Below are 22987 nucleotides of genomic sequence, written 5' to 3' on the forward strand. Positions count from 1 at the left end.
GCTGAGCGCTCCGAAACGCACACAAATCGCCTTACCGTCGCCGGCTCCGGCCCTTTGTTCCGGCTCCTACCGTCGCCGGCTCAGGCCCTTTGTTCCGGCTCCTACCGTCGCCGGAAGAGCTTGTCGCCGAGCCACACCACCGGGTCGTACTTGCGGTCGGCGGCCCGCTCTTTCATCGGGATCAACGCATTGTCAGTGATCTTGATGTGTTCGGGGCACACCTCGGTGCAGCACTTGGTGATGTTGCAGAAGCCGAGACCGTGCACCTCCTGCGCGTCTTCGGCGCGCCGCTCGTGCACGTCGAGCGGATGCATGTCCAGCTCGGCCTGACGCATCAGATACCGCGGGCCGGCGAACGCCTCTTTGTTCTCTTCGTGATCGCGGATCACGTGGCAGACGTTTTGGCACAGGAAGCACTCGATGCACTTGCGGAACTCCTGTGACCGGTTGACGTCCTCCTGCGCCATTCGGTATTCGCCCGGCTGCAGGTCCTTCGGCGGCGTGAACGCCGGAATCTCCCTGGCTTTCTGATAGTTGAACGACACATCGGTGACGAGATCGCGGATCACCGGGAACGTCCTCAACGGGGTCACCGTGATGACCTCGTTCTCGGCGAACGTCGACATCCGCGTCATGCACAACAGCCGGGGCCTGCCGTTGATCTCCGCCGAGCAGGAACCGCACTTGCCTGCCTTGCAGTTCCAGCGCACGGCCAGATCGCCGGCCTGGGTCTGCTGCAGCCGGTGGATGATGTCGAGCACCACCTCACCCTCGTTGACCTCAACCGAAAAGTCCTGCAGCGCGCCGTCGTTGTCGTCACCGCGCCACACCCGCATCTTTGCCTGGTAGCTCATGCGTCTCTCCTAGACGAGTGGTTGGCGAGCTCTTCGGGGGTGAAGTACTTCTCCAACTCTTCGATGTCGATCAACTCCAGCAGGTCGTCGCGCATCGGCACCTGATCCTGGCGGGTGATGTCGATGTCGGGCGCCGTGGTTTCGCCTTCGGCGCGACACACCAGCAGCGTCTTGCGCCAATTGGATTCCATCGACGGATAGTCGTCGCGGGTGTGTCCGCCGCGACTCTCGGTGCGCTCCAGCGCGGCCTTGGCGATGCACTCGCTGACCAGGATCATGTTGCGTAGGTCGATGGCCAGGTGCCAGCCGGGGTTGAAGTGCCGGTCACCCTCCACGCGTACCCGCTTGTACCGCTCGCGAAGCTCCTTGAGCTTGTCGATGGCCTCGGTGACCTCGTCGGCCTTGCGGATGATGCCGACCAGGGCATTCATCGTGTCCTGCAGATCGAGCTGCAGGGTGTACGGGTTCTCGGCGGCATCGCCGTTCGACGGGCCCTCGAACGGATGCAGGGCCAGCTTCGTCGATTCCTCCACGGCGGCGTCGGACACCTTCGGGCGCTCGCCGAGCGCGCGCACGTAGTCCGCCGCGCCCATGCCGGCGCGCCTGCCGAACACCAACAGGTCGGACAACGAGTTGCCGCCCAGCCGGTTGGAGCCGTGCATCCCGCCGGAGCATTCACCCGCGGCGAACAGCCCCGGCGTCTTCGCGGCACCGGTGTCCGGGTCCACCTCGATGCCACCCATGACGTAGTGGCACGTCGGGCCGACCTCCATGGGCTCCTTGGTGATGTCGACCTCGGCCAGTTCCATGAACTGGTGGTACATCGACGGCAGTCGCCGCTTGATCTCCTCGGCGGGCAACCGCGACGCGATGTCGAGGTAGACGCCGCCGTGCGGGGTGCCGCGCTCGGCCTTCACCTCGGAGTTGATGGCGCGGGCCACCTCGTCGCGCGGCAACAGGTCGGGAGTGCGGCGCGCGGAGTCGTTGTCCTTGAGCCACTGGTCGGCTTCCTCGATGCTCTCGGCGTACTGGCCTTTGAACACCGCAGGGATGTAGTCGAACATGAAGCGCTTGCCTTCGGAGTTCTTCAGCACTCCGCCGTCGCCGCGCACACCCTCGGTGACCAGAATGCCTTTGACGCTGGGCGGCCAGACCATGCCCGTCGGGTGGAACTGGACGAACTCCATGTTGATCAGCGTCGCGCCCGCACGCAGCGCCAGCGCGTGACCGTCGCCGGTGTACTCCCAGGAGTTCGACGTCACCTTGTACGACTTGCCGATGCCGCCGGTCGCGAGCACCACCGCGGGGGTCTCGAAAAGGACGAAGTTGCCGCCTTCGCGGTAGTAGCCGAACGCCCCGGCTATCCGATCGCCGTCTCTGATGAGGTCGGTGATCGTGCACTCGTGGAAGACCCGGATACGGGCCTCGTAGTCGCCGAACTCCTCCTTGTCCTCCTGCTGCAGGGACACGATCTTCTGCTGCAGGGTCCGGATGATCTCCAGGCCGGTGCGGTCACCGACGTGCGCCAGCCGCGGATAGGTGTGGCCGCCGAAGTTGCGCTGGCTGATCCGCCCGTCCTTGGTGCGGTCGAACAGTGCGCCGTAGGTCTCCAGCTCCCACACCCGGTCCGGGGCTTCCTTGGCATGCAATTCGGCCATGCGCCAGTTGTTGAGGAACTTCCCGCCGCGCATGGTGTCCTTGAAGTGGACCTGCCAGTTGTCCTTGGGGTTCGCGTTGCCCATCGCCGCGGCGCAGCCGCCCTCGGCCATCACCGTGTGGGCCTTGCCGAACAACGACTTCGTGATCACCGCGACTTTCAGGCCGCGTTCGCGTGCCTCGATGACCGCGCGCAAACCCGCACCGCCGGCGCCGATCACGACGACGTCGTAGGAGTGCCGTTCGATCTCCGATGAGCCGCTTGCGCCAAGAGCATCAGATTCCGCCATTAAATAAACCTCACTACCGATTGAATTAAGCGCTCAGCCAATGAATCTCAGGTCCGAGATGGCTCCGCTGGCCACCAGCATGATGTAGAAGTCGGTGAGCATCAACGTGCCGAGCGTGATCCAGGCGTACGTCTTATGCCGGGTGTTCAGCCTGCTGACCTGGCTCCACATCCAGTAGCGGACAGGGTGTTTCGAGAAGTGCTTGAGGCGGCCGCCGACGACGTGGCGGCAGGAGTGGCACGACACCGTGTAGGTCCACAGCAGGAGAACGTTGACGACGAGAATGACGTTGCCCAAACCGAATCCGAATCCATCTCCCGAGCGGAACGCCGCGATCGCGTCGTAAGTGTTGATGATCGAGATGGCCACCGCGATGTAGAAGAAGTAGCGGTGCGTGTTCTGGATGACCAGCGGCAGCCGCGTCTCACCCGTGTAGTGCGCCCGGGGCTCGGGCACCGCACAAGCCGTCGGCGACTGCCACACCGAGCGGTAGTAGGCGCCGCGGTAGTAGTAGCAGGTCAACCGGAACAGCAACAGGAACGGCAGCGACACCGCCGCATAGGGTAGCCACCACACGTCCGGCAGGAACTGACCGAAATGGCTGGACTCCGGGATACAGCCGGACTGCTCGGCGGCGTTCCACTTCGCGATGCACGGCGAGTAGAACGGCGTCAGATAGTGGTAGTCGGCGACGTAGTACCACTTCTGCATGAACGCCCGCACCGTGGCGTAGATCAGGAAGGCGGCGAAGCCCAGGTTCACGATCAGCGGTGACTGCCACCACCGGTCGGTGCGCAGGGTGCGTTGCGGTATCTCGGCACGGCTCGGCGAAAAGACGCCGGTCGCCTTGCGGTCGGCGGTGGGTGCGCTCACTGTTGCCTTTCGGTGTTGAGTTGTCCCGGTACTCGGGGGTCGGCGTCAGCGGACGCCGCCGAGCCCTTCGTCGTCGACGCCGCGCCAGAAATCGGTGTCGTACTGGGTGTCCGGGATCGGGATGCGGTCTCCGGCATGGTGGTGTACCACGCCTCGGGCCAGCTCCAGCTCTTCGGCGTCAATATCGAGACGGTCGATGTCGTTGAGGATGCGTTCGGCGTCGTTGACGATCCGACGCGTCGCCGGGGTGTCCCCGTACCTCGACGCCAACGATGTCACGCACCGCCGCAGGCTTCCGATTAGCTCGTGCAGCTCGGCAAGTTCGGTAGTGCTGGACAATTGACCTCCTTGGGCTGAAGGGTGTCAGGCATCACAGTACGACACCCGATGCTAGCGACATCATGCAGTGCACCGTGAGACAGATCACGTCAAACCGAAGGAGAAGGCTCGATGCCCGACGAGGTCCTCAAAGAGCGGGCCGACGCCCTGCTGGCACTGCACCGGCCGGGAAATCCGGTGATCCTGCCGACCGTCTGGGACGCGTGGTCGGCCAGGCTCGCGGTCGACGAGGGATTTGCTGCGCTCACCGTCGGCAGCCACCCGCTGGCCGATTCGATTGGCAAGCCCGACCAGGAGGGCATGTCGTTCGACGACGTGATCGCTCGCGTAAAGCAGATCACCGCGGCGGTCGACGTGCCGGTGTCCGTCGACCTCGAGTCCGGCTACGCCCAGCCGCCCGCGCGGCTCATCGAGGGGCTGCTGGAGGCGGGCGGCGTCGGGTTCAACATCGAGGACACCGTGCACAGCGAAAACGGCCGGTTGCGTTCGGCGACCGAGCACGCGGAGCTCGTCGGTGCGCTGCGTGAGGCGGCGGATGCGACCGGCGTCCACGTGGTGATCAACGCGCGCACAGATCTGTTCCTGCGCCAGGACGGCGACGAATCCGATCGCGTCGACCGTGCGATCGCCCGGTTGACCGAGGCCGCGGCCGCGGGAGCCGACGTGCTTTACCCCGTCGGCCGCCATGATCCGGATACATTGCGGCGCTTGACGTCTGAGTTACCGCTGCCGGTGAACGCGATCGGGCTCCCCGATCAGGACGACCCCGCGTCGTTCGGGCCGCTCGGCGTGGCGCGAGTCAGCTTCGGGCCGTATCTGCAGCGCGCGCTGTCGGCACAGGCCAAGGAGCTGTTGCAGCGCTGGGTCTAGGACGCCACTGGATTCAAGGATGAAGACATGCCTGACGACGACGTGAGCTGGCAGGACGACCAGTCGTTGATCATGGCCGCCGGTGTGGTCGCGGTGGTGCTGATGGCGATCCTGATCTACGCGGTGATCCGCACCTCGGACGCCGCCACGGTTCCCGCGTCGGTGCCGCCGCCGGCCGCCACGTCGATTCCGCCGACGTACACGACCACGACGACGACCACCCCGAGCTACACGATGCCGAGCGTGGAGACGACGGAAGTCAGGGCTCCGGAACCGCCGCCGGCCACCTCGACGACGACGACCGAGGGCTCGAACGACGCAGCCGGTGGACCCTGAGCGGTTCCACCGGCTGCGGTTGTCGCGGGCTTACTTGCTCTCGATCGCGATGCGCTGCGTCTCGGGGCCCGTATGGGCATTGGAGATCCGCACCGTCAACACGCCGGCGTCGTACTCGGCCTTGATGTCCTGGCCCGTGACGTGCTCGGGGAGCTTGAACGATCGACGGAACGACCCGTAACGCACCTCGCGCAGCGTGCGACCGTCCTTTTCTTCGGACCGCTCGTCCCGACGCTCGCCGTGGATGACGAGGTACCCGCGGTCCACCTCGACATTCACGTCCTTCTCGACGTCGAGGCCGGGAAGCTCGACGCGGACGAGCGCGTCGTCGCCGTCCCTGACGATCTCCGCGGCGGGGGTGAACGCCCCCGTGGCCCAGTTCTCCGCGGTGGCGGGGCCGAAGAAGTCGCGTACCCAACGGTCCAGATCCCACGCGGGACGAGTCCGCAATGCCAATGTGCTCATACTGTCCTCCTCGCTGTCGGACCGGCCCGCTGCCGGTCGCTCATCCTGTAAAACTTGAGTGACCTACGCTCATGTTCCCCGGCTTGCGTTCGCTGCGAGCGAACCCAGCGCTAGTCGGTCTCACAGCAGTCACCCGCGGATGTGAGCACACCGTGATCGGTGCTTCACACGAGGCGACATTGCGGCAATGTCGGCTGCTTACCGTCGGCGGCATGCGGTCAACGAGAAACGTGGTGGTGGTCGGCCACGGCATGGTCGGTCACCGGTTCGTCGAGGCGCTGCGGTCCCGCGACGCCGACGGCGTCTGGCGGGTGACGATCCTCGCCGAGGAGGCCGACGCTGCCTACGACCGCGTCGGGCTCACGGGATACACCGAACACTGGGACCGCGGCCGATTGGCGCTCGCCGGTAACGACTATCCCGATGACGACCTCGTCGAGATGCGACTGGGCACGCGGGTGGCCGCCATCGACCGGACGGAGAAGGCGGTGCTGACCGCCGACGGCACCCGCATCCCCTACGACGTCCTGGTGCTCGCGACCGGATCGTACGCGTTCGTCCCGCCGGTGCCCGGCCGCGACCTACCGGTCTGCCACGTCTACCGCACCCTCGACGACCTCGACGCCATCCGGACCGGCGCCGACACGGCGCTCGCGTCCAAGACGCCGGTCGGCGTCGTGATCGGCGGAGGTCTGCTCGGTCTGGAGGCGGCGAACGCGTTGCGCGCGTTCGGGTTGAAGACCCACGTCGTCGAGATGGCGCCGCACCTGATGGCCGCTCAGCTCGACGAGGCGGGCGGCGCGCTGCTGAGCCGGATGGTCAAGGGCCTCGGCATCGAGGTGCACACCGGCGTGGGCACCGAGAGCATCGTGCCGGTGCAGCGCAACCGACCGCTGCGCAAATCCGACCGGGACGACTCGGTGCGATTGTCCCTCAACGACGGCAGCCACATCGACACCGGCCTGATCGTGTTCGCCGCCGGCGTGCGTCCGCGCGACGAACTGGCCCGCGAAGCCGGCCTCGACATCGCCCAACGCGGTGGTGTGCTGACCGGTCTGTCCTGTGTCACAAGCGATCCCGACATCTACGCCATCGGTGAGGTGGCCGCGATCGAGGGTCGCTGCTATGGGCTGGTCGGGCCTGGATACACCAGCGCCGAGGTGGTGGCCGACCGCCTGCTGGGCGGCGCCGCCGAGTTCCCCGAAGCCGATATGTCGACCAAACTCAAGCTGCTCGGCGTCGATGTGGCCAGCTTCGGCGATGCGCAGGGTCGCACGCCGAACTGCCTGGACGTCGTGGTCAACGACCCGGTCAAGCAGACCTACGCGAAGTTGGTGCTCTCGGATGACGCCAAGACGCTGTTGGGCGGAATCCTGGTCGGCGATGCGTCGGCCTACGGTGTGTTGCGCCCAATGGTCGCCAGCGAGCTGCCCGGCGACCCGCTGTCGTTGATCGCACCCGTGTCCGAGGGTGGCGCAACGGGATTGGGAGTCGGCGCGCTTCCCGACATCGCGCAGATCTGCTCCTGCAACAACGTCACCAAGGGAGATCTGAAGGAGGCCATCGACGGGGGTTGCAGCGATGTGCCCGGCCTGAAGAAATGCACGCTGGCGGGCACCTCGTGCGGTTCGTGTGTGCCGCTGCTCAAGCAGCTGCTGGAGGCCGAGGGCGTCGAACAGTCCAGGGCGCTGTGCGAGCACTTCGCCCAGTCGCGAGCCGAGTTGTTCGAGATCATCACCGCCACCGAGATCCGGACGTTCTCGGGACTGATCGAACGCTACGGCACCGGAAAAGGTTGCGACATCTGCAAACCCGTCGTGGCGTCGATCCTCGCGTCGACGAGCAGCGGCCACATCCTCGACGGCGAGCAGGCCTCGCTGCAGGACTCCAACGACCACTTCCTGGCCAATATCCAGAAGAACGGCAGCTATTCGGTGGTGCCGCGGTCGCCCGGTGGGGAGATCACGCCCGAACAGCTGATTCTGATCGGTGAGATCGCCAGGGATTTCGGGCTGTACACGAAGATCACCGGCGGCCAGCGCATCGACATGTTCGGTGCGCGCGTCGACCAGCTTCCCGAGATCTGGCGCCGCCTGGTCGAGGGCGGCATGGAGTCCGGGCACGCCTACGGCAAGGCGCTGCGCACCGTCAAGAGCTGCGTCGGCAGCACTTGGTGCCGCTATGGGCAGCAGGACTCCGTGGACATGGCCGTCAGGATCGAGATGCGCTATCGCGGGTTGCGCGCCCCGCACAAGATCAAGATGGCTGTGTCGGGATGCGCGCGCGAATGCGCCGAGGCGCAGAGCAAGGATGTCGGCGTCATCGCCACCGAACAGGGCTGGAACCTCTACGTGTGCGGCAACGGCGGGATGTCGCCGCGGCATGCGCAGCTGCTGGCCGGCGACCTCGACGACGAGACGTTGATCCGCTACATCGACCGGTTCCTGATGTTCTACATCCGCACCGCCGACCGGCTGCAGCGCACGGCGCCGTGGCTGGAGGCGATGGATTTCCCCGGTAAGACCGGCCTGGATCATCTCCGCGACGTCGTGTGCAACGACTCCCTGGGCCTGGCAGCCGAATTCGAGGCCGCGATGGCCCGCCACGTCGAGGGCTACGCCTGCGAATGGAAGGGCGTGCTCGAGGACCCGGACAAACTGTCGCGATTCGTGTCGTTCGTCAACGCCCCCGACGTCGCCGATCCCACTGTCGAGTTCACCGAGCGCTCCGGCCGCAAGGTGCCCGTTCCCATCGGAATGCCGAAGGTGCCCCAAAGATGACAATCCTCAACGATATTCAGGTCTGGACCGCGGCCTGTCGTTACGACGTCCTGATTCCGAACCGCGGTGTCGGCGTGCTGCTGGCCGACGGCGGCCAGGCGGCGCTGTTCCGCCTGGACGACGGGTCGCTGCGCGCGATTGGCAACATCGACCCGTTCTCCGGCGCGGCGGTGATGTCACGAGGCATCGTCGGCGATCGCGGAGGTCGCCCGACCGTACAGTCGCCGATCAAGAAGCAGGCCTTCGCCCTCGACGACGGTGTGTGCCTCGACGATCCCGACGTAGCGCTGCCGGTCTACCCGACGCGCCTCACCGCCGACGGCCAGGTCGAAGTCCGCGGCTGACGCCTACTCCTCATTCGCGAAATTGCATTCCAGCAGCGAAAGTTCGAGTGAACACCTGCTGGAATGCCATTTCGCGGGAAAAACCCCTACGCCGCAAGCGGCATGCGGGCCCGGCGGAACCGGTTGGCGATCAACCGCACCATCGCGCGATGCGTGCCGAGCGGATCGGCCACCGCATCTGCCCCGCTGTCGCGCAGCCGGTCCTGGAACAGTCCCTCGGCTAGTAGGTACGACGCCACCACCACCCGTCGCGCACCTTGGCGACGCAGTCGCATCACCGCGTCCGCGACGCTCGGCTCACCGGTGGCGGCATACGCGAGCTCGACCCGATGGCCGATCACCGCCGACAACAGCGCCGACGTTTGCCGTAAGTCCGACGACGCACCCGCATCCGATGTACCCGCCGCCGCCAGCACGACCGAATCGCCTTGCTGCCAACCGCATTCGATCAAGCGGTCCATCAGCACATGCGTCAGCGCAGGGCTCGGACCCAGCGCCTCGGTCACGGCCACGCCGGGATGTCCACTGGCCTCGACGTGCGCGGGGATGTCGACGTTGACGTGATACCCGCGCGCCAGGAACGCCGGCACGAGGACCGTCCGATCGGGCAGCGTCTGCAGCGCTTCGCTCGGTGTCGGGCCGAGAACGTCGACGAACGCGACGTGGACATGGGAACCCAGCTCCGCCGCCACCCGCTCGGCAAGGCTCCCGATCAGCGCGGCACCGCTTCGTTTGCGGGTACCGTGCGCGACCAGCAGATAACTCATTGTGCGGACGCCAGACTGTCCTCGACGGCGAGGCGGTAACCCCGCTTGACCACGGTCGACACGATGTCCTTGTGTCCCAACGCCGTTCGCAGCCGCAAGACGGCTGTCTCGACGGCATGGGTGTCGGTGCCGCTGCCGGGCAGAGCGCGTAGTAGGTCTGCGCGCGACACCACCGCTCCCGGTCGGTGGGCGAGAGCGCGAATCGTCGCCATGCCCGCCGGTGACACCGGCTTGACGACCCCGTCGACCAGCACGCAGGTGCCGCGGATCTCCAACAGGTGCCCGGCCACCCGAATGGTCCGTGAGCACAGCAACGGCAATTCGTCGGTGATGTGACGGGCCAACGCCCCCAACCGCATTCGCTCAGGCGCCGACGTCGGCACACCCAGTCGAACCAGCGGCCGGGCGGTCACGGGGCCGACGCACATGGCGTGAACGTCGCGGCGGAAGGCGGCGATCACCTGGTTCTCGAGACCCATTTCCCTGGCCCGCAACAACACCGACGCGACCGCGGGCGCCGAGGTGAAGCTGACCGCGTCGAACTTTTCGTCGGCGATGCCTGCCACCAACTGGTCGAAGTCGCCGTTGTGCGGCGCCGGGTGCCACCGGTACACCCGGATGGGCACGACCTCGGCGCCCGCCGCGCGCAGTTCGTCGAGAAACTCGGGGAACGGGTCCCAGTCCTCGGTGGCCCCGTGCAACTGCACCGCGATCCGCTGCCCGGCGATACCGCCCTCGACGAGGTAGTGCAGCAATTCGCGTGACGACTCCGACTCCGGGGACCACTCCTCGGGCAGTCCGGCCGCGCGCAGTGCACCGGTCGCCTTGGGTCCGCGAGAAACCACGCGCGCCTTGGCGAGCGCGGCGGTCAGGTCGTTGGCCAGCCCCCAGCCATCGGCCGCGGCGATCCACCCGCGGAACCCGATACCGGTGGTGGCGATCACGATGTCGGGTGGCACGTCGATCAGGGCTTCGGTGTGCGCGCGCAGCTCGTCGTCGTCGGGCAACGGCACCATCTGGATCGCGGCCGCGCTGGTCACCGTCGCACCTCGGCGGCGCAGCAGCGCGCTCAGTTCGTCGGCGCGCCGCGCGGAGGTTACGGCCACCCGGAATCCGGTCAGCGGCGCCCAGTCGGGCTCAGTCATGGAACCTGTGTAGGCAGTGCATGTTTCCAAGCGATTACTTGGTCATTGCGCAGGCGTGTCGACACCGCCCGCAACCTGCAGCTCTCCATGAAATCGCACGTTAACGAGGCGGTATTGCGTCAACGTGCCGCGCAGTGACCCGGCCGTGAACTTCCCCTCACCTCGCACCCGGCACGGGTGTGAGTCTCACCAGACGTCGCCGTCGCGCCAGTCGCAGGTGATCTCGGCGGCGGTGTCGAGCTCCGAACCGTCCGGCAAGCTGACCGGCAGCACGAACAGCGCGTTGTCGTCGTCGGGAGTGCGGGTCAACCCGGCCGGAGCCAACACCGACGTCGGACCGCGCCACGGCAACCAACCGCGCGCGATGTAAATGGGCCTGCCGGCCTCCGTCGCGCTGAGGGCCCCGAGCTGGTAGGCCCCGCGGATCACCTGCTCGGCGGCGTCCATCACCGCGCGGGCTAGACCCTGCCCGCGCCAGTCCTCACGGACCGCGACCGCTTCGACGTAACCGCACCGCAGCGCGCTGTGGCGGTACAGCAGCCGCCGTTGCACCACCGCCGCGTGCGCGATCAGCGCGCCGTGGTCGAAGATCATCGCGTGCATGCCGCCGAGCGAATGCTCCCAGTCGACTTCGGTGAAATCGCCTTCGAAGGCGTCGATCACCATGCGCTTGGCGTCCTCGCGCGTCAACGGGTCGAGGTCGGACGTGTGGATCAGCCGTGCGCTGTGGATGCGCACGACGGGAGCTAGTGGATCCTGAACATGCACACTGCTTTTCTACCAGCGAGGTGTGATCAACGATCCCGGAACGGTCGGCGCGGCCGCGACCAATGCATCCGAACGGTTTGCCCGGGACGCACCTGAGCAACCTTGTCGATGTCCTCGTCGACGACGACGCCGATCACCGGGTACCCGCCCGTGACCGGGTGATCCGGCCCGAGGATCACGGGAAAGCCGTTCGGGGGCACCTGAATTGCGCCCCTGGTGGCCCCCTCGCTTGGAAGTTGCCGGTCCGGCCAGCGATACTCGAGCGGCATCCCGACCAACCGCATGCCCACGCGGTCGCTCTTGTTGGTCGCCTGCCAGTTCGTGCGGACCAGTACATCCGGATCGATGAACCAGTCGTCCCGCGGCCCCGGCACCACGGTCAACTCGAGCACGTCGTTCTCGATGGCCGCGACCGGAGCCTGGTCGAGTTCGGGGAAGTCCTCGGTGTGCTCGCCGACCGGCAGCACATCGCCCGACTGCAGCGGCTGCGGCCCGATCGCCGACATCACGTCATACGACCGCGAGCCGAGCACCGGCTCGACGTCGATGCCGCCGCGCACCGCCAAATACGTCCGCAGCCCCGAGCGTGGTGCGCCGAGCGTGATGACCTCACCGTCGCGGGCGTAGTGAATGCTGTTGGTGCCGAACGGCACTCCGTCGACGGACGGGTCGGTGTCGGCACCGGTGACCGCGATCGCGAGATCGGCACCGCGGACCCGAGCAACCAAACCGCCGAACGTCACTTCGATGGTGGCCCGATCGCCGGGGTTGGCCACCAGGCGGTTGGCCAGCGTGTGCGAGCGGCGATCCGCGGCGCCGGAGCGGCCCACCCCCATATGTGCCAACCCGGGGCGGCCCAGGTCCTCGACCAGAGCCAGCGGACCGGAGCGCAGGATCTCGAGCGTCGTCATGACTCGACCGCCCGGAACTGGATCCACATGCCCGACGTCAGCAGCGCCGGATTGTCCCGCTTGATGTCCCACAGCACCGCTTGATCTTTCGAGGTGCGGCCGATCAACTGCCAGCCGCCGGGGGACTCCCGCGGATAGACACCGCTGAACTCACCCGCCAGGCCTACGGCGCCCACCGGCACCTGGGTGCGCGGCTCGGACCGCCGCGGCACCTCGAGCCGTCGATCACCGCCCACGAGATAGGCGAAGCCCGGTGCGAACCCGCCGAACGCGACCCGCCACAGGCTGCCGGTGTGCGCGGCGACGACGTCGTCGCGAGTGAGCCCCGTCAGTCGGGCCACCTCGTCGAGATCGGGTCCGTCGTAGACGACGTCGATCGTGAGGTCGGCTCGACCGTCGGCCGGCGGCCTCAACTCGGCCTGCGGGTCGACGTCGATGGGCAGTCCGCCGAGGCGTTGTCGCGTCGGCGCCTGGTATCGGGGCCCCGCGAGCTTGACCAACACGGTGCGGGAAGCCGGCACGATGTCGAGGACGCCGGGCAGGTCGGCCCGTCGGATCGCATCGGTCCACGCCAATACATCGGCGGTGGTGTCGCATTCGAGCAACAGCGCCCGGTCCCCGTAGTCGCGGATCGGAATGGCGCCGGCGCCCCGCACGTCACGTTCCATCTCGGCTGTCACGGTCATGTCTCCGAAATTACCCGTGAGTAGCTACCGACACCTGTGCTTTATGAGCCTTGCCAGAGGAGTTTTAGCGATGCCTCAAGCGGCGGGCCGATACGTCGGTTCTCGCCGCTTGATGAAGGCGATCACCCGGTACGTCACGGGTAGCACGAGCACCTCCACCGCTGTCTTGTAAACCCATCCCAACGCCACGTACGTGAGGAAGTCGCGCCACGTGCTGATCCCGATTGCGGCCGCGGCGATGCTGCAGAACACCAGGGTGTCGGCGAACTCGCCGACTATGGTCGACCCGATCAACCGCGCCCACAGCTGCTTCTCGCCCACCCGGGCCTTGATTTTCACCACCACCCACGCGTTGAGCGTCTGCCCGACGAGGAACCCCGCCAGTCCCGCGATGATCAACAAGGTGAACGGCTTCATCACGGCCTCGAACGCCGCCTGGTTGGTGTAGAAGTCGGCCGGCGGCAGCACCGCGGTGAGCCAGAACGTGAATGCCGCGAGCGCCTCCATCACGAAGGCGATGTAGATCGCGCGCCGGGTGGCATTGAACCCGTACACCTCCGAGAGCACATCGCCGATCACGTAGGTGAGCGGAAAGACGACGAAGCCGCCGTCGGTGATCAGCGACCAATCCCCGATGATCGGACCGAAGGCGATGCCCTTCGTCGCCGCCACGTTCGAGATCAGCACAAGGCCGGTGAAGACCGCGACCAGCGTCGGATAGTAGGCCGATCCCGTCTTGGCGAACCCGCGGTGCTCGGTCTCGATGTCGGCGGTCACCGCGCAATCTTCTCAGGCCAGCGCTTGGGCGATGCGCTGCGGCAGTTGGTCGGCCACCACGGGGTACGACAGCGGAGAGGCGAACGCGATCGCGCCGGCGAGTTCCTTTCCCGTGAAGATGTTCGCCTTGCCGCGCTCGGCGACCTTCGGGTCGGCCAGCAGCGCGGCCTGTTCCTCGTCGGATTCGGTGGCCCAGATCAGCACGTCGGCGCTGAGTTCGTCGGTGACGCTCAGGCCCATCGCGGTGAGGAACTCGGCGCGCCATGCGGGCGTCAGGGCTTGCGGTTCGCCGTCGTCCAGCCGACCGTGCAACAGCGCGGCCGTCTTGCCCGCGAAACCGGGATTGTTCTCGGCGACCGCGATGAACCTGTCGCCGACGGTCACGATCAGTGCCTGCATCTCGTCGTGTTTGAACACCGCCTGCCCGATGGTGCTGGCCTGGTCTTTCCACGGTTCGAAGAATGCGTCGGCGCCAGATTGCGCGACCGTCGGCGCGACCTGCGACAGACTCGAGTACGTGTCCGAGTCCAACCCGGCGTTGGTCGCGACGATGAGGTCAGGGTTGAGCGCGGCGATCTGGTCGACCTGGATACCGTCGGCGAGGCTGAGCACGGCTGGTTGCGCGGAGCCGAGTTTCGGTCGCGCCCAGGGCCATACCGCGAACGGTTCGCCGCCGAACCAGTCGGTCACCGCGACCGGCACGACGCCGAGAGCGAGCAAATCGTCCTGTTCGGTCAACCCGGCGCTGACCACCCGCGTTGGCGGACCGGGGATCCTGGTCTCGCCGAACGCGTGCCTGACGGTGACCGATCCGTCCTTGGCCACGGCGCCCGGCTTGTCCGAACCGCACCCGGCCGTGAATCCCGCGGTGACGAGCGCCGCGCCGGCGGTCGCAGTAAGGAACCCCCGTCGATTCAGCCCCTTGGCCACCCGGCGAGCGTAGCTAACCGACTCGGAAGTTCTCGAACAACACGGCGGCAAGGCCGAGTGTCAGGAATGCGACAGCTTCTTGTTGACGTACCGGGTCAGCCAGCCCGGCGAGAAGCGGGAGCTCACGGTCATCACCCTGGACTGCGCGCCGACCGGGAAGTGCACCTGGTGCAACACCCGCCGCAACCGCGAGGGTTCGGTGGCTTTCACGATCGCGTCGGCGATGTCCTGGGCCGTCAACCGGATGCCGAGCGACTCCGTCGTGCCGGTCTTCACGTCGTCGGTCATCGCGGTCTGCACGTAGAGCGGCCACATCGCGATGACCCGAATGCCGTAGCGGTTCCACTCGATGTCCAGCGCCTCGGTGATCCCGCGCACGAAGAATTTGGTCGCGCTGTAGTTGGCAAGCTCGGCCTGACCGTAGATCGCCGACGCCGACGAGAGGTTCACGACGACCGAGTTCGGGGTCTTGCGCAGGTAGGGAAACGCCGCATACAGACCGTTGACGACGCCCTTGGCGTTGATGTCGATCTCCTTGTGATGGCCGGTGATGTCCATCTCCTCGAAGCGACCGGCGCGCAGGATGCCGGCGTTGTTGATCATCACGTCGAGCCGGTCACCGGCGGCCTCGGCGAATTCCCGTATCCGCGTGGCCATTTCGTCGGGGTCGGTGACGTCGAGGTGGCCGGTGTGCGCGACACCGCCCAGCTGTTCGATCTCGTCGGCCAGCGACTTCAGCCCGACCTCGTCGATGTCGTAACCGCCGACAACGAACCCGTTGCGGGCGAACGTCAGCGCCGTCGCGCGGCCGATACCGGCGGCGGCCCCTGTGATGAAAACGGACTTACCTGAGGTGGAGGGTTTCGTCATCAACTCTTCATACCCGCTTTTCCGGAGTCGGCATCAGGCGGCCGAATCGACTCGCACCTCGTCACCGACACTGATCGTGCCGACGGCGACGACCTCGGCGTACACCCCGGCACAGGGCAACTTCCCCCAGCCGGGGACCTCGACGCGATTATGGTCCAACAGGTACCGTACTGCATCCGAAAGACGTTCGGTGTCACCGTGTTTCAATGTCGGCACTGCACACCGCGGAGTCGGGAGGGTGGCGCGCAGGATGACCTCTCCGAGGGTGATCTCGGAGCCCACCCAACCGTTCTCCACGAAGGGTTCGGGACCGACGTCGATGACGACGTTCGGACGGTAGCGCAGCGCTTCGCCCATGCCGACGCCGATCGCGTCGAGCGTGGCCGTGGTGATCAGATGCACGGGGGAATGGTCGACGAACGCGCCGCCGGGCGCGCCCTGCCCGAGTTCGAGCAGCACCGGATCGAATTCGGCGTCGACGCCGTGCTCGAGCACCTCCAGCGGATCGGACCGTTCGAGGACCGCGCCCGCCGCCCGCTCGTCGGCGATTTGCACCGTGCGTCCCAGCAGTTCGGACAGCGGCGCGGCGGCTTCTGTAACCGGTATGCGGCGGCCGTCGGGCAATGTGACCGCGACGGTGCCGTCGTCTCCGGTGCTCGACGCGCATTGCAGCAGCGCGCTCCACCGGCGCGGATGTTTGGCGGTCGCGACGCGCCCCGTCTCCTCGTCGATCAGCGCGTACCGACGGTCACCGTCGACACCCAGCGGCCCGACCCGGACACGCTCGCGTGCCTCGCCGAGCATCGATTTCACCGGATAGCGTTCCAGCGCGGTGACCTGTCCAACCATGTCGGTCAACCGATCTCGGTTTCCTTCGAGCGGTCCGAATCGGTGTCCGGACCCGACGTGAGATGTTCCAGCGCATCCACCAGCCGGGCGGTCTCGGAGGTCAGGGCGGTTCGGGCGGCGGCCAACAGGCGCTGGGCTCGTGGGAAGTCTTGCAGCTGAGCCGACAACAGATCCAGCGCGGGGATCAGTGACGTCGCCGGCACGCCGCGGGAGCTGAGCACTTCGGCCGTCCACACGATGAAACCGGTGAACAAGTCGTCGTCATCGATGTAGAGGGCGGTCGCGAGGAAGTCGACGATGTGGGCGATGTCCTCGGTGGTGTGATCGCGTTGGGCCTCGCTGTAGTCGCGCATCGCCGGGAAGCGGTCTTGCAACTCGGTGACGGTGGTCTTGACCAGTTGTGCTTTCGCGGTGCTGACCATCGAGTACTCCTGGTCGGCCAGATGAGGCAGATCTTCGGAGAAGTGCCTGTTCGGGGTGAGTCGAAGTCGACCGATGCCATCGTTCAGACATTTCGCGGCGGTGCGGGCATCCGCCGCCCACGCATCGGCGCCCAGCAGGCGCGCGTAGCGGCCGTCGCGGCCGAACGCCGCACCGCCGACCAACACCGAGACGCCCGCAGCCTGGCACGCCGTGATCGCGCCGTGGGCGGTCGGCAGCCGGGTCGGGATCGAGCACGACAGCGCGACGGCATCGGGTGCGTGCTGGTGCAGGTGTGCGATCAGATGCGGCGTCGGCACCTGTGCGCCGAGAAAGTCCACCTGCCAGCCACGCAGGCGCAGGACCTCGGCGAGCAGCCGGGCTGGTAGCGCGTGCCACTCGCCGTCCACGCAGGCGACGGTGACGCGACCGGTATGGGCGGCGGTTTCGTCGGCGGTGTGCTGCGACAACGCCCCGATCACGCGATCGTTGATCGCCGTGGCGGCGTGTTCCTGTGCGACGGTGATCCGGTTGGCGGCCCACTCCGTGCCGATCTTGCGCTGGACGGGCGCGATCACCTCGAGCAGCGCATCCTCGGCCGCCATGCCGGCGTCCATCGCGGAGAAGACGACGCCAACCGCCGCCTTCTCGTCGCCGCCCAGCGCCGCTTCCCACAATCGGTCGCGGACAGCGGCGGGATCCGTCGCCGTGGTGGCGACGGTGTCGTTGCGGCTCACGCTATGTACCTACCCGGGGTGTGGCCGTCGAGCGCGCTCAGATGCGTCTTGCGCGGCGCCGTGATGGCGACGACGGCCATGTCGTCGTGTTCTCGACCGGTTACCCATTGCGACGCCAGCATCATCATCCGCTCGACCACCGCCTCGGCGGGCAACCCGGCGCATTGCGCCATCGCGTCGGACAACCGCTCGTCGCCGAACACTTCAGCCCCGAGCGGACCGCCGCGCGCCTCGGTGAGACCATCGGTGTACAGCAGGCACGTCTCACCGGGCGCCAAAGTGGTCTCGCACGAGCGAGCCTTGAACTGTGGCAGCGCGCCGACCAGCATGCCTCGGGTGTCCGCCTGTTCGACGGTTCCGTCGTTGCGCACGATGAGGGGAGCGGGATGTCCCGCGCAGGTCAGGCGCAGTGCCAACTGGTCGTCGCGGCGGGCGATCGAGGCCAGCACAACGGTGGCGAAGCGGCTGTTGTCGGGGGTGAGCAGGGCGCTGTTGAGCAGTCGGAGCACCGCTTCGTGCTCGGTGGCCAGCGGTGCCAGCGCCTGCAGGGTGTTGCGGATCTTGCCGCTGAGCACCGCGGCCTCCAGGCCCTTACCGCAGACGTCACCCAGCACCACCAGCGTTTCGCCGTCCGGCGTCTGGGCGGGGTGGACGTCGTAGAAGTCGCCGCCGACCAGGTGATGGTCTTCTGACGCGCGGTAGCCGCCGGCAAGCTCGAAATAGTCGCTCTGGTCAAGCTCCGGAGGCAGCAGTTCGCGCAACAGGGTGCGGGTGATGGCCGACTGCTCGGCGTACAGCCGCGCCGCCGAGAGCGCCGCGCCCGCCCGCGTCGCGAACAACCGGGCGAAGAGTTCCTCGTTCTCGCTGAACGCCGTGTGCGAATCGCGGCGCAGCAGAACCAACGCGCCGGCTGAAATACCGTGGCCAGGCAGCGGAGTGATGAGGACCGATCCGACCGGACCGGCGAAGTGTGAGGGGATCAACCAGTCCGGCACGGATGCGGGATCTATCCAGCGCGACGGCACCGGTGGGAACCCGCGAAGCGCCTCGCTGAGGCCCGGCACCTCGACCGGATCCGCTTCGACACTGCGGTGTTCGGCAACGCCGATCGGTCCGCTGCAGACGACCGGCATCCGATGTCCCTTCACAGGGGCCACGACGACCGCCGCGTCCGCCAGATGGCGGTCCGCCATCTGCGCCGTCGCCTCCATGCAGCGTTCGACGTTCAGCGACGCCATCAACACCGCCGAGACGTCGTCGAGGAGTGCCGCACGCTCCCGCTCCCTCGCCAACTCCGCGTGCGCCTGGCGCAGCGACCGGTGGGTGTCCTCGATCAGCCACCACGCGACCTCGCCGTCGGGCAGCCCCGTGGGTCGCGCCTCGAATTCGCGCCCCCCGAGGTTCCCGGCGGCTGCCTGCTGTGCCGCATCGGCCGAAACGTCTCCCACGAACCGGTCATGCGCGCTTGCCAGCCACAGCGGCGCCGCGTTCTCCAACCGGCTACCGACTTCGACATCGGCCAACAGGGACCGCGCGGAGACACTGAAATCGCGGATGACGCCGGATCGGTCGACCACCAGCACGGGGTGCGGAACGGACTGCCAGCCGGCGTCTTCGATCGGCGCGCCGCTCTTCAGGCAATTGTCGCTGCTCAATGGTCAGCACCGCTGGACACGTACCGCACCACGTCGGAACTGGAAAGCATCACACCCCTGCAGACAAGCAAATCCACTGCGAGGCGTGGGCTCAGCCCCCGAGGTGACCGACTCTACCCTGAACCGCCGGATGGCCTATTCAGAAGGCGATCACCCCGCGGATGTTGGCCCCGGCGCGCAGATCCTTCATCGCCTCGTTGATGTCGTCCAGCTTGTATTTCGCGGTGACCAACTCGTCGAGCTTGATGGTGCCCGCTTCATACATCGACAGTAGTTTCGGCATGGCTTCGCGAGGGTTCATCTCGCCGTAGAGAACACCTTTGAGGGTCTTACACGAACTCACCATGTCAGGCAGGCTCAGCGGGACGGTGATGTCGCTGACCTTCGCCATGCCGGTGAGGACGCAGGTTCCGCCCTTGCGAAGCATCAACATCGCCACCATCACGAGGTCGACCGGTACCACGCCCGGCGTGAGCACGACGCGGTCCGCCATGACGCCCCAAGTGATCTCTTTGACCAGTTCCAGGGCGGCGCCGGCGTCTACGGCGGTGTGCGTGGCACCGAAGGTGGGTGCGATCTCGCGTTTGAACTCGATGGGGTCGACGGCGACGATGTGTTTGGCGCCGGCGGCCTTCGCGCCCTGCACGGCGTTCATGCCGATGCCGCCAACGCCGATCACGACGACGGTGTCGCCGACCTGTGTGCCCGCGGCCACCGAACCAGAGCCGAAACCCGTTGTCACACCGCATGAAACCAGCGATGCCGCCTCGAGCGGAACCCAGTCGTGGATCTTGACCAACGATCGTTCGGACGCCACGACGTACTCGGAGAAGGTGCCGACCTGCATCATGGCCATCAGGTCTTCATCGCCGACATGGCGCCTGCATGTGCCATCGGTGGTCATGGCCTTGCTGTAGATGTCGGCGCCGACGTCGCAGAGATACGTGTGCCCAGTGGCGCACCAGCGGCAGTTACCGCACGCCGGGAGGAACGAGATCGCCACGTGGTCACCGGGTTTGAGCGTCTTCACCTCGGGTCCGACGTCCTCGACGACGCCCGAGCCCTCGTGGCCGCCGAGCATCGGGAACCATTCGGGCACCGGCACGCCGGACGCGCGCATCAGTTCTTCCATCTCCGGACTCGGCACGCTGTCGCCTGTGAAGAAGTGCTCGTCGGAATGACAGATCCCCGCGTACGCCATCTTGACCAGTACCTCGCCTGCGCGAGGTGGGTCCAGCTCGATTTCGGTGACTTCCCAATCGATGCCCACTCCGCGCAACACGGCCGCTCGTGTTCTCATCTACGACTCCTTCGGCCAGCCGACAGTCTTGGTTTCGGTGAAGATCTCGAGGCCTTCGATGCCGCACTGCCGTCCGACCCCGGATTGCTTGTAACCGCCGAACGGGGCGTCCGCGCCGTACCACAGACCGCCGTTGATTCCGAGGGTCCCGGTGCGGATCCGGCCGGCGACCGACTTGGCCCGGTCCAGGTCCTTGGCGAACACCACGCCCGACAAGCCGTAGATGGAGTCGTTGGCGATGCGCACCGCATCGTCGTCGTCTTCGAATCCGATGACCGACAGCACCGGGCCGAAGATCTCCTCCTGGGCGATTGTCATCCGGTTGTCGACGTCGGCGAAAACCGTTGGCTCGACGAAGAATCCCTTCGAGAGGTGTGTGGGAATGTTGCCACCGGTGACGAGCCGGGCGCCCTCCTGCTTGCCCTTCTCGATATAGCCCATCACCCGGTCCTGCTGGCGTTTCGACACCTGAGGTCCCTGTAGCACCGATGGATCGGTGGGGTCTCCGTACTTGTTCTTCTCCATTGCGACCTTGACGATCTCGACCGCCTCGGCGTAACGCTTGTTGGGCACCAGCAGGCGGGTCGGCATGGCGCAGCCTTGTCCGGCATGCATGGAGATGAACGCGCTGCCGCCGACCGTTGCGCTGATGTCACCGTCGTCGTCGAGCACCAGGTACACAGACTTGCCGCCGAGTTCCAGAAACGTCGGCTTGACGGTGTCGGCGGCCGCCTTCATGATGCGCCGCCCGGTCGCCGTCGACCCGGTGAAGGCCACCATGTCGACGAGAGGAGAGGTCGAGAGCACCTCGCCGACCAGATGGTCCGATGAGGTGACGATGTTGATCACCCCAGGTGGAATGTCGGTCTGCTCGGCGATGATCCGGCCGATGCGGGTGGCGTTCCACGGTGTATCGGGAGCGGGCTTGAGCACCATCGTGTTGCCCATGGCCAGTATCGGCCCGATCTTGTTGAGGATGATCTCGAACGGGAAGTTCCACGGCGTGACGACGCCGACGACCCCGACGGGTTCCTTCCACACTTCACGTGCGGCGAGGGTGCCCATGCCAAACGCATCCTTGTCGGGAAGCGTTCGCTTCCAGGGGAACTGGCTGATCATGTCGGTCGGCCAACTCAAGGCTTCCTTGAGCGGCACGTCGAGCTGTGGTCCGAAGGTGCTCAGCAGTGGGCAGCCGGCCTCTGCGATGAGCTCGCCGCGGATCTCCTCGCGTTCGGCTTCCAGCGCCGCCTGGAGTTGGCGCAGTCCGGCGGCCCGAGCCTGTCCGTCTCGCGACCAGTCGGTGTGGTCGAACGCGTGGCGGGCGGCCGCCACCGCCCGTTCCATGTCGGCGCGGGTGCCGTCGGCGGTGCCGCCGAGAACCTCCTCGGTTGCGGGGTTGATGTTCTCGAACTGCCGGCCCGTCTCGGACTCGACGAGTTTGCCGTCGATGAGCATGCGTGATTCGTGTGTCACCAGGTGTCCTTACCACTGTCGAAGTTCGGCCACCGCGCCCGACGGTCGGGGAGCCAAGGTGAGATAAGGAATGAAACTGCTGTTTCCGCAACGAAGTACGTTGTGCACGACGTCGACGAGATGATCAGCCTGGACGAGACCGCCCTGCATGTAGCCGTTGTCCATCCAGAACCGGATGGCGTTCTCGAGCGCCTGCGGATCCCAGGTCTTGTTGAACTCGGTCTGGGAGTCCCCTTCACCGCCGAAGCAGTCGCCGACCGCCAGCCGTGTGAAGCCGATGTTCGGGTGTTCGATGCGCCAGGCCTCGACCAGCTTGTCCAAGGCCGACTTCGACACCGCGTACGCGCCGAGCAGCGGCCAGGGCGCGGAGTATGACGCGCTCAGCGACGAGAGGTAGACCGCCGAACCGGTGTTGGCGGCAAGGTGAGGTGCGGCCGCCGCGGTGATGAGTGAAGCCCCGGTGACGTTGGTGGCGAACAGGTTTGCCCATTGTTCGGCCGTCACCTCGGTCAGTGGGGCGAGAACACCGACGCCGGTCGTGTACACCAGTGCATCCAGACCGCCGAAAGTGTCGACGACGTCTGCGATGGCGCGCCGACAGGCGTCCGCGTCTGTGACGTCGCAGGCGACGGCCGCGGCCCCGTTGCCCGCTTCCTTGGCGGCGTTCTCGAGGCGGTCGCGACGGCGCGCGAGGAACGCGACTCGGGCGCCCTTCTCAGCCAGGCCCATTCCGATGCAGCGGCCCAGCCCCGCAGACGCTCCGACTACGGCGACTCGCAGCGGTGGCGCGTCCGGCATCAGATCTCCTTGAGACGAGGGCGAAACAACATTATCAGCTCGGTAGAAGAACAATAATCAAAAAAGGAAATGCCCATTTCCGTGTGATGAGCCT

Annotated in this window: 22 protein-coding genes and 1 pseudogene; 4 read left to right on the plus strand and 19 right to left on the minus strand. The window is 66.6% G+C overall.

The window, feature by feature from the left end; translation table 11 throughout:
- Positions 1 to 101: 101 nt before the first annotated feature.
- Genes AU193_RS04250 through AU193_RS04265 form a run of 4 tightly spaced genes read right to left on the minus strand, consistent with a single transcriptional unit; the run spans position 102 to position 4012 of the window.
- Positions 102 to 854 carry a succinate dehydrogenase/fumarate reductase iron-sulfur subunit gene (locus AU193_RS04250; protein WP_064421117.1) on the minus strand — a complete coding sequence of 251 codons (753 nt, stop codon included), beginning with the start codon at positions 852 to 854 and terminating at the stop codon, positions 102 to 104.
- A complete protein-coding gene (locus AU193_RS04255; RefSeq protein ID WP_064421118.1) occupies positions 851 to 2800 on the minus strand; it encodes a fumarate reductase/succinate dehydrogenase flavoprotein subunit in 1950 nt (649 codons plus the stop codon). The genes AU193_RS04250 and AU193_RS04255 overlap by 4 nt, the downstream gene beginning before the upstream one ends.
- A gap of 33 nt (positions 2801 to 2833) precedes the next feature.
- Positions 2834 to 3673 (minus strand): hypothetical protein, encoded by an 840-nt coding sequence (locus tag AU193_RS04260; protein ID WP_064421119.1) that lies wholly within the window; start codon positions 3671 to 3673, stop codon positions 2834 to 2836.
- A 45-nt stretch (positions 3674 to 3718) separates the two neighbouring features.
- Positions 3719 to 4012: a hypothetical protein gene (locus tag AU193_RS04265; protein ID WP_064349304.1), complete on the minus strand. Its 294-nt coding sequence runs from the start codon at positions 4010 to 4012 to the stop codon at positions 3719 to 3721.
- 111 nt (positions 4013 to 4123) lie between these two features.
- Here AU193_RS04265 and AU193_RS04270 point away from each other — a divergent pair, with 111 nt between their 5' ends.
- Both AU193_RS04270 and AU193_RS04275 read left to right on the plus strand, forming a co-directional pair.
- The gene (locus AU193_RS04270) at positions 4124 to 4882 is read left to right on the plus strand and encodes an isocitrate lyase/phosphoenolpyruvate mutase family protein (RefSeq protein ID WP_064421120.1); all 759 of its coding nucleotides are present in this window, start codon (positions 4124 to 4126) and stop codon (positions 4880 to 4882) included.
- Between the two features lie 27 nt (positions 4883 to 4909).
- The gene (locus tag AU193_RS04275) at positions 4910 to 5218 is read left to right on the plus strand and encodes a hypothetical protein (RefSeq protein WP_064421121.1); all 309 of its coding nucleotides are present in this window, start codon (positions 4910 to 4912) and stop codon (positions 5216 to 5218) included.
- 30 nt (positions 5219 to 5248) lie between these two features.
- Here the strand turns inward: AU193_RS04275 and AU193_RS04280 are convergent, their stop codons facing one another.
- The gene (locus tag AU193_RS04280; protein WP_064421122.1) at positions 5249 to 5683 is read right to left on the minus strand and encodes an Hsp20/alpha crystallin family protein; all 435 of its coding nucleotides are present in this window, start codon (positions 5681 to 5683) and stop codon (positions 5249 to 5251) included.
- 212 nt (positions 5684 to 5895) lie between these two features.
- On the opposite strand from AU193_RS04280, the gene nirB reads away from it, so the two are divergent.
- Both nirB and nirD read left to right on the plus strand, forming a co-directional pair.
- On the plus strand, positions 5896 to 8463 hold the full coding sequence (gene nirB / locus AU193_RS04285) for a nitrite reductase large subunit NirB (protein WP_064421123.1): 2568 nt from the start codon (positions 5896 to 5898) through the stop codon (positions 8461 to 8463).
- The gene (gene nirD, locus AU193_RS04290; protein WP_064421124.1) at positions 8460 to 8807 is read left to right on the plus strand and encodes a nitrite reductase small subunit NirD; all 348 of its coding nucleotides are present in this window, start codon (positions 8460 to 8462) and stop codon (positions 8805 to 8807) included. The genes nirB and nirD overlap by 4 nt, the downstream gene beginning before the upstream one ends.
- 86 nt (positions 8808 to 8893) lie before the next feature.
- Here the strand turns inward: nirD and AU193_RS04295 are convergent, their stop codons facing one another.
- The 14 genes and pseudogenes from AU193_RS04295 to AU193_RS04360 all read right to left on the minus strand — a co-directional run bounded on the left by AU193_RS04295 (position 8894) and on the right by AU193_RS04360 (position 22893).
- Entirely contained in the window at positions 8894 to 9574 is a 681-nt protein-coding gene (locus tag AU193_RS04295) for a sirohydrochlorin chelatase (RefSeq protein WP_064421125.1), read from the minus strand.
- Entirely contained in the window at positions 9571 to 10719 is a 1149-nt protein-coding gene (locus AU193_RS04300; protein WP_064421126.1) for a uroporphyrinogen-III synthase, read from the minus strand. Before AU193_RS04300 ends, AU193_RS04295 begins: the two co-directional genes overlap by 4 nt.
- 186 nt (positions 10720 to 10905) lie before the next feature.
- On the minus strand, positions 10906 to 11487 hold the full coding sequence (locus AU193_RS04305; RefSeq protein ID WP_082682834.1) for a GNAT family N-acetyltransferase: 582 nt from the start codon (positions 11485 to 11487) through the stop codon (positions 10906 to 10908).
- 9 nt (positions 11488 to 11496) lie between these two features.
- Positions 11497 to 12398: pseudogene (locus tag AU193_RS04310) on the minus strand (5-oxoprolinase/urea amidolyase family protein).
- Positions 12395 to 13084: an allophanate hydrolase subunit 1 gene (locus AU193_RS04315; RefSeq protein WP_064421128.1), complete on the minus strand. Its 690-nt coding sequence runs from the start codon at positions 13082 to 13084 to the stop codon at positions 12395 to 12397. The pseudogene AU193_RS04310 and the gene AU193_RS04315 overlap by 4 nt, the downstream one beginning before the upstream one ends.
- 75 nt (positions 13085 to 13159) lie before the next feature.
- Positions 13160 to 13861: a queuosine precursor transporter gene (locus AU193_RS04320; RefSeq protein WP_064421129.1), complete on the minus strand. Its 702-nt coding sequence runs from the start codon at positions 13859 to 13861 to the stop codon at positions 13160 to 13162.
- Between the two features lie 12 nt (positions 13862 to 13873).
- Complete coding sequence (locus AU193_RS04325) at positions 13874 to 14791, minus strand: ABC transporter substrate-binding protein (protein ID WP_064421130.1); 918 nt, start codon at positions 14789 to 14791, stop codon at positions 13874 to 13876.
- Positions 14792 to 14851: 60 nt separating this feature from the next.
- On the minus strand, positions 14852 to 15661 hold the full coding sequence (locus AU193_RS04330) for an SDR family oxidoreductase (protein WP_064421131.1): 810 nt from the start codon (positions 15659 to 15661) through the stop codon (positions 14852 to 14854).
- A gap of 33 nt (positions 15662 to 15694) precedes the next feature.
- Positions 15695 to 16510, minus strand: coding sequence for an MOSC domain-containing protein (locus AU193_RS04335; RefSeq protein WP_064421132.1), 816 nt, complete (start codon positions 16508 to 16510; stop codon positions 15695 to 15697).
- Positions 16511 to 16515: 5 nt separating this feature from the next.
- Complete coding sequence (locus AU193_RS04340) at positions 16516 to 17667, minus strand: B12-binding domain-containing protein (protein WP_082682835.1); 1152 nt, start codon at positions 17665 to 17667, stop codon at positions 16516 to 16518.
- Positions 17664 to 19322: a PP2C family protein-serine/threonine phosphatase gene (locus AU193_RS04345; protein WP_253867610.1), complete on the minus strand. Its 1659-nt coding sequence runs from the start codon at positions 19320 to 19322 to the stop codon at positions 17664 to 17666. The genes AU193_RS04340 and AU193_RS04345 overlap by 4 nt, the downstream gene beginning before the upstream one ends.
- Before the next feature lie 139 nt (positions 19323 to 19461).
- Positions 19462 to 20622, minus strand: coding sequence for an NDMA-dependent alcohol dehydrogenase (locus AU193_RS04350; RefSeq protein WP_064421133.1), 1161 nt, complete (start codon positions 20620 to 20622; stop codon positions 19462 to 19464).
- The gene (locus tag AU193_RS04355; RefSeq protein WP_064421225.1) at positions 20623 to 22077 is read right to left on the minus strand and encodes an aldehyde dehydrogenase family protein; all 1455 of its coding nucleotides are present in this window, start codon (positions 22075 to 22077) and stop codon (positions 20623 to 20625) included.
- 27 nt (positions 22078 to 22104) lie between these two features.
- Positions 22105 to 22893, minus strand: coding sequence for an SDR family oxidoreductase (locus AU193_RS04360; RefSeq protein WP_064421134.1), 789 nt, complete (start codon positions 22891 to 22893; stop codon positions 22105 to 22107).
- Positions 22894 to 22987: the final 94 nt, after the last annotated feature.

The sequence above is a fragment of the Mycobacterium sp. GA-1285 genome (assembly GCF_001499905.1).
In the GTDB taxonomy this organism is placed as follows: domain Bacteria; phylum Actinomycetota; class Actinomycetes; order Mycobacteriales; family Mycobacteriaceae; genus Mycobacterium.

Excerpts from the sequence above, each read along its gene's own strand:
- nirD (WP_064421124.1), top strand. The coding sequence starts at position 8,460 with ATGACAATCCTCAACGATATTCAGGTCTGGACCGCGGCCTGTCGTTAC.
- nirB (WP_064421123.1), top strand. The coding sequence starts at position 5,896 with ATGCGGTCAACGAGAAACGTGGTGGTGGTCGGCCACGGCATGGTCGGT.
- AU193_RS04315 (WP_064421128.1), bottom strand. The coding sequence starts at position 13,084 with ATGACCGTGACAGCCGAGATGGAACGTGACGTGCGGGGCGCCGGCGCC.
- AU193_RS04355 (WP_064421225.1), bottom strand. The coding sequence starts at position 22,077 with ATGCTCATCGACGGCAAACTCGTCGAGTCCGAGACGGGCCGGCAGTTC.
- AU193_RS04300 (WP_064421126.1), bottom strand. The coding sequence starts at position 10,719 with ATGACTGAGCCCGACTGGGCGCCGCTGACCGGATTCCGGGTGGCCGTA.
- AU193_RS04275 (WP_064421121.1), top strand. The coding sequence starts at position 4,910 with ATGCCTGACGACGACGTGAGCTGGCAGGACGACCAGTCGTTGATCATG.
- AU193_RS04295 (WP_064421125.1), bottom strand. The coding sequence starts at position 9,574 with ATGAGTTATCTGCTGGTCGCGCACGGTACCCGCAAACGAAGCGGTGCC.
- AU193_RS04280 (WP_064421122.1), bottom strand. The coding sequence starts at position 5,683 with ATGAGCACATTGGCATTGCGGACTCGTCCCGCGTGGGATCTGGACCGT.
- AU193_RS04360 (WP_064421134.1), bottom strand. The coding sequence starts at position 22,893 with ATGCCGGACGCGCCACCGCTGCGAGTCGCCGTAGTCGGAGCGTCTGCG.
- AU193_RS04350 (WP_064421133.1), bottom strand. The coding sequence starts at position 20,622 with ATGAGAACACGAGCGGCCGTGTTGCGCGGAGTGGGCATCGATTGGGAA.
- AU193_RS04255 (WP_064421118.1), bottom strand. The coding sequence starts at position 2,800 with ATGGCGGAATCTGATGCTCTTGGCGCAAGCGGCTCATCGGAGATCGAA.
- AU193_RS04330 (WP_064421131.1), bottom strand. The coding sequence starts at position 15,661 with ATGACGAAACCCTCCACCTCAGGTAAGTCCGTTTTCATCACAGGGGCC.
- AU193_RS04270 (WP_064421120.1), top strand. The coding sequence starts at position 4,124 with ATGCCCGACGAGGTCCTCAAAGAGCGGGCCGACGCCCTGCTGGCACTG.
- AU193_RS04250 (WP_064421117.1), bottom strand. The coding sequence starts at position 854 with ATGAGCTACCAGGCAAAGATGCGGGTGTGGCGCGGTGACGACAACGAC.
- AU193_RS04335 (WP_064421132.1), bottom strand. The coding sequence starts at position 16,510 with ATGGTTGGACAGGTCACCGCGCTGGAACGCTATCCGGTGAAATCGATG.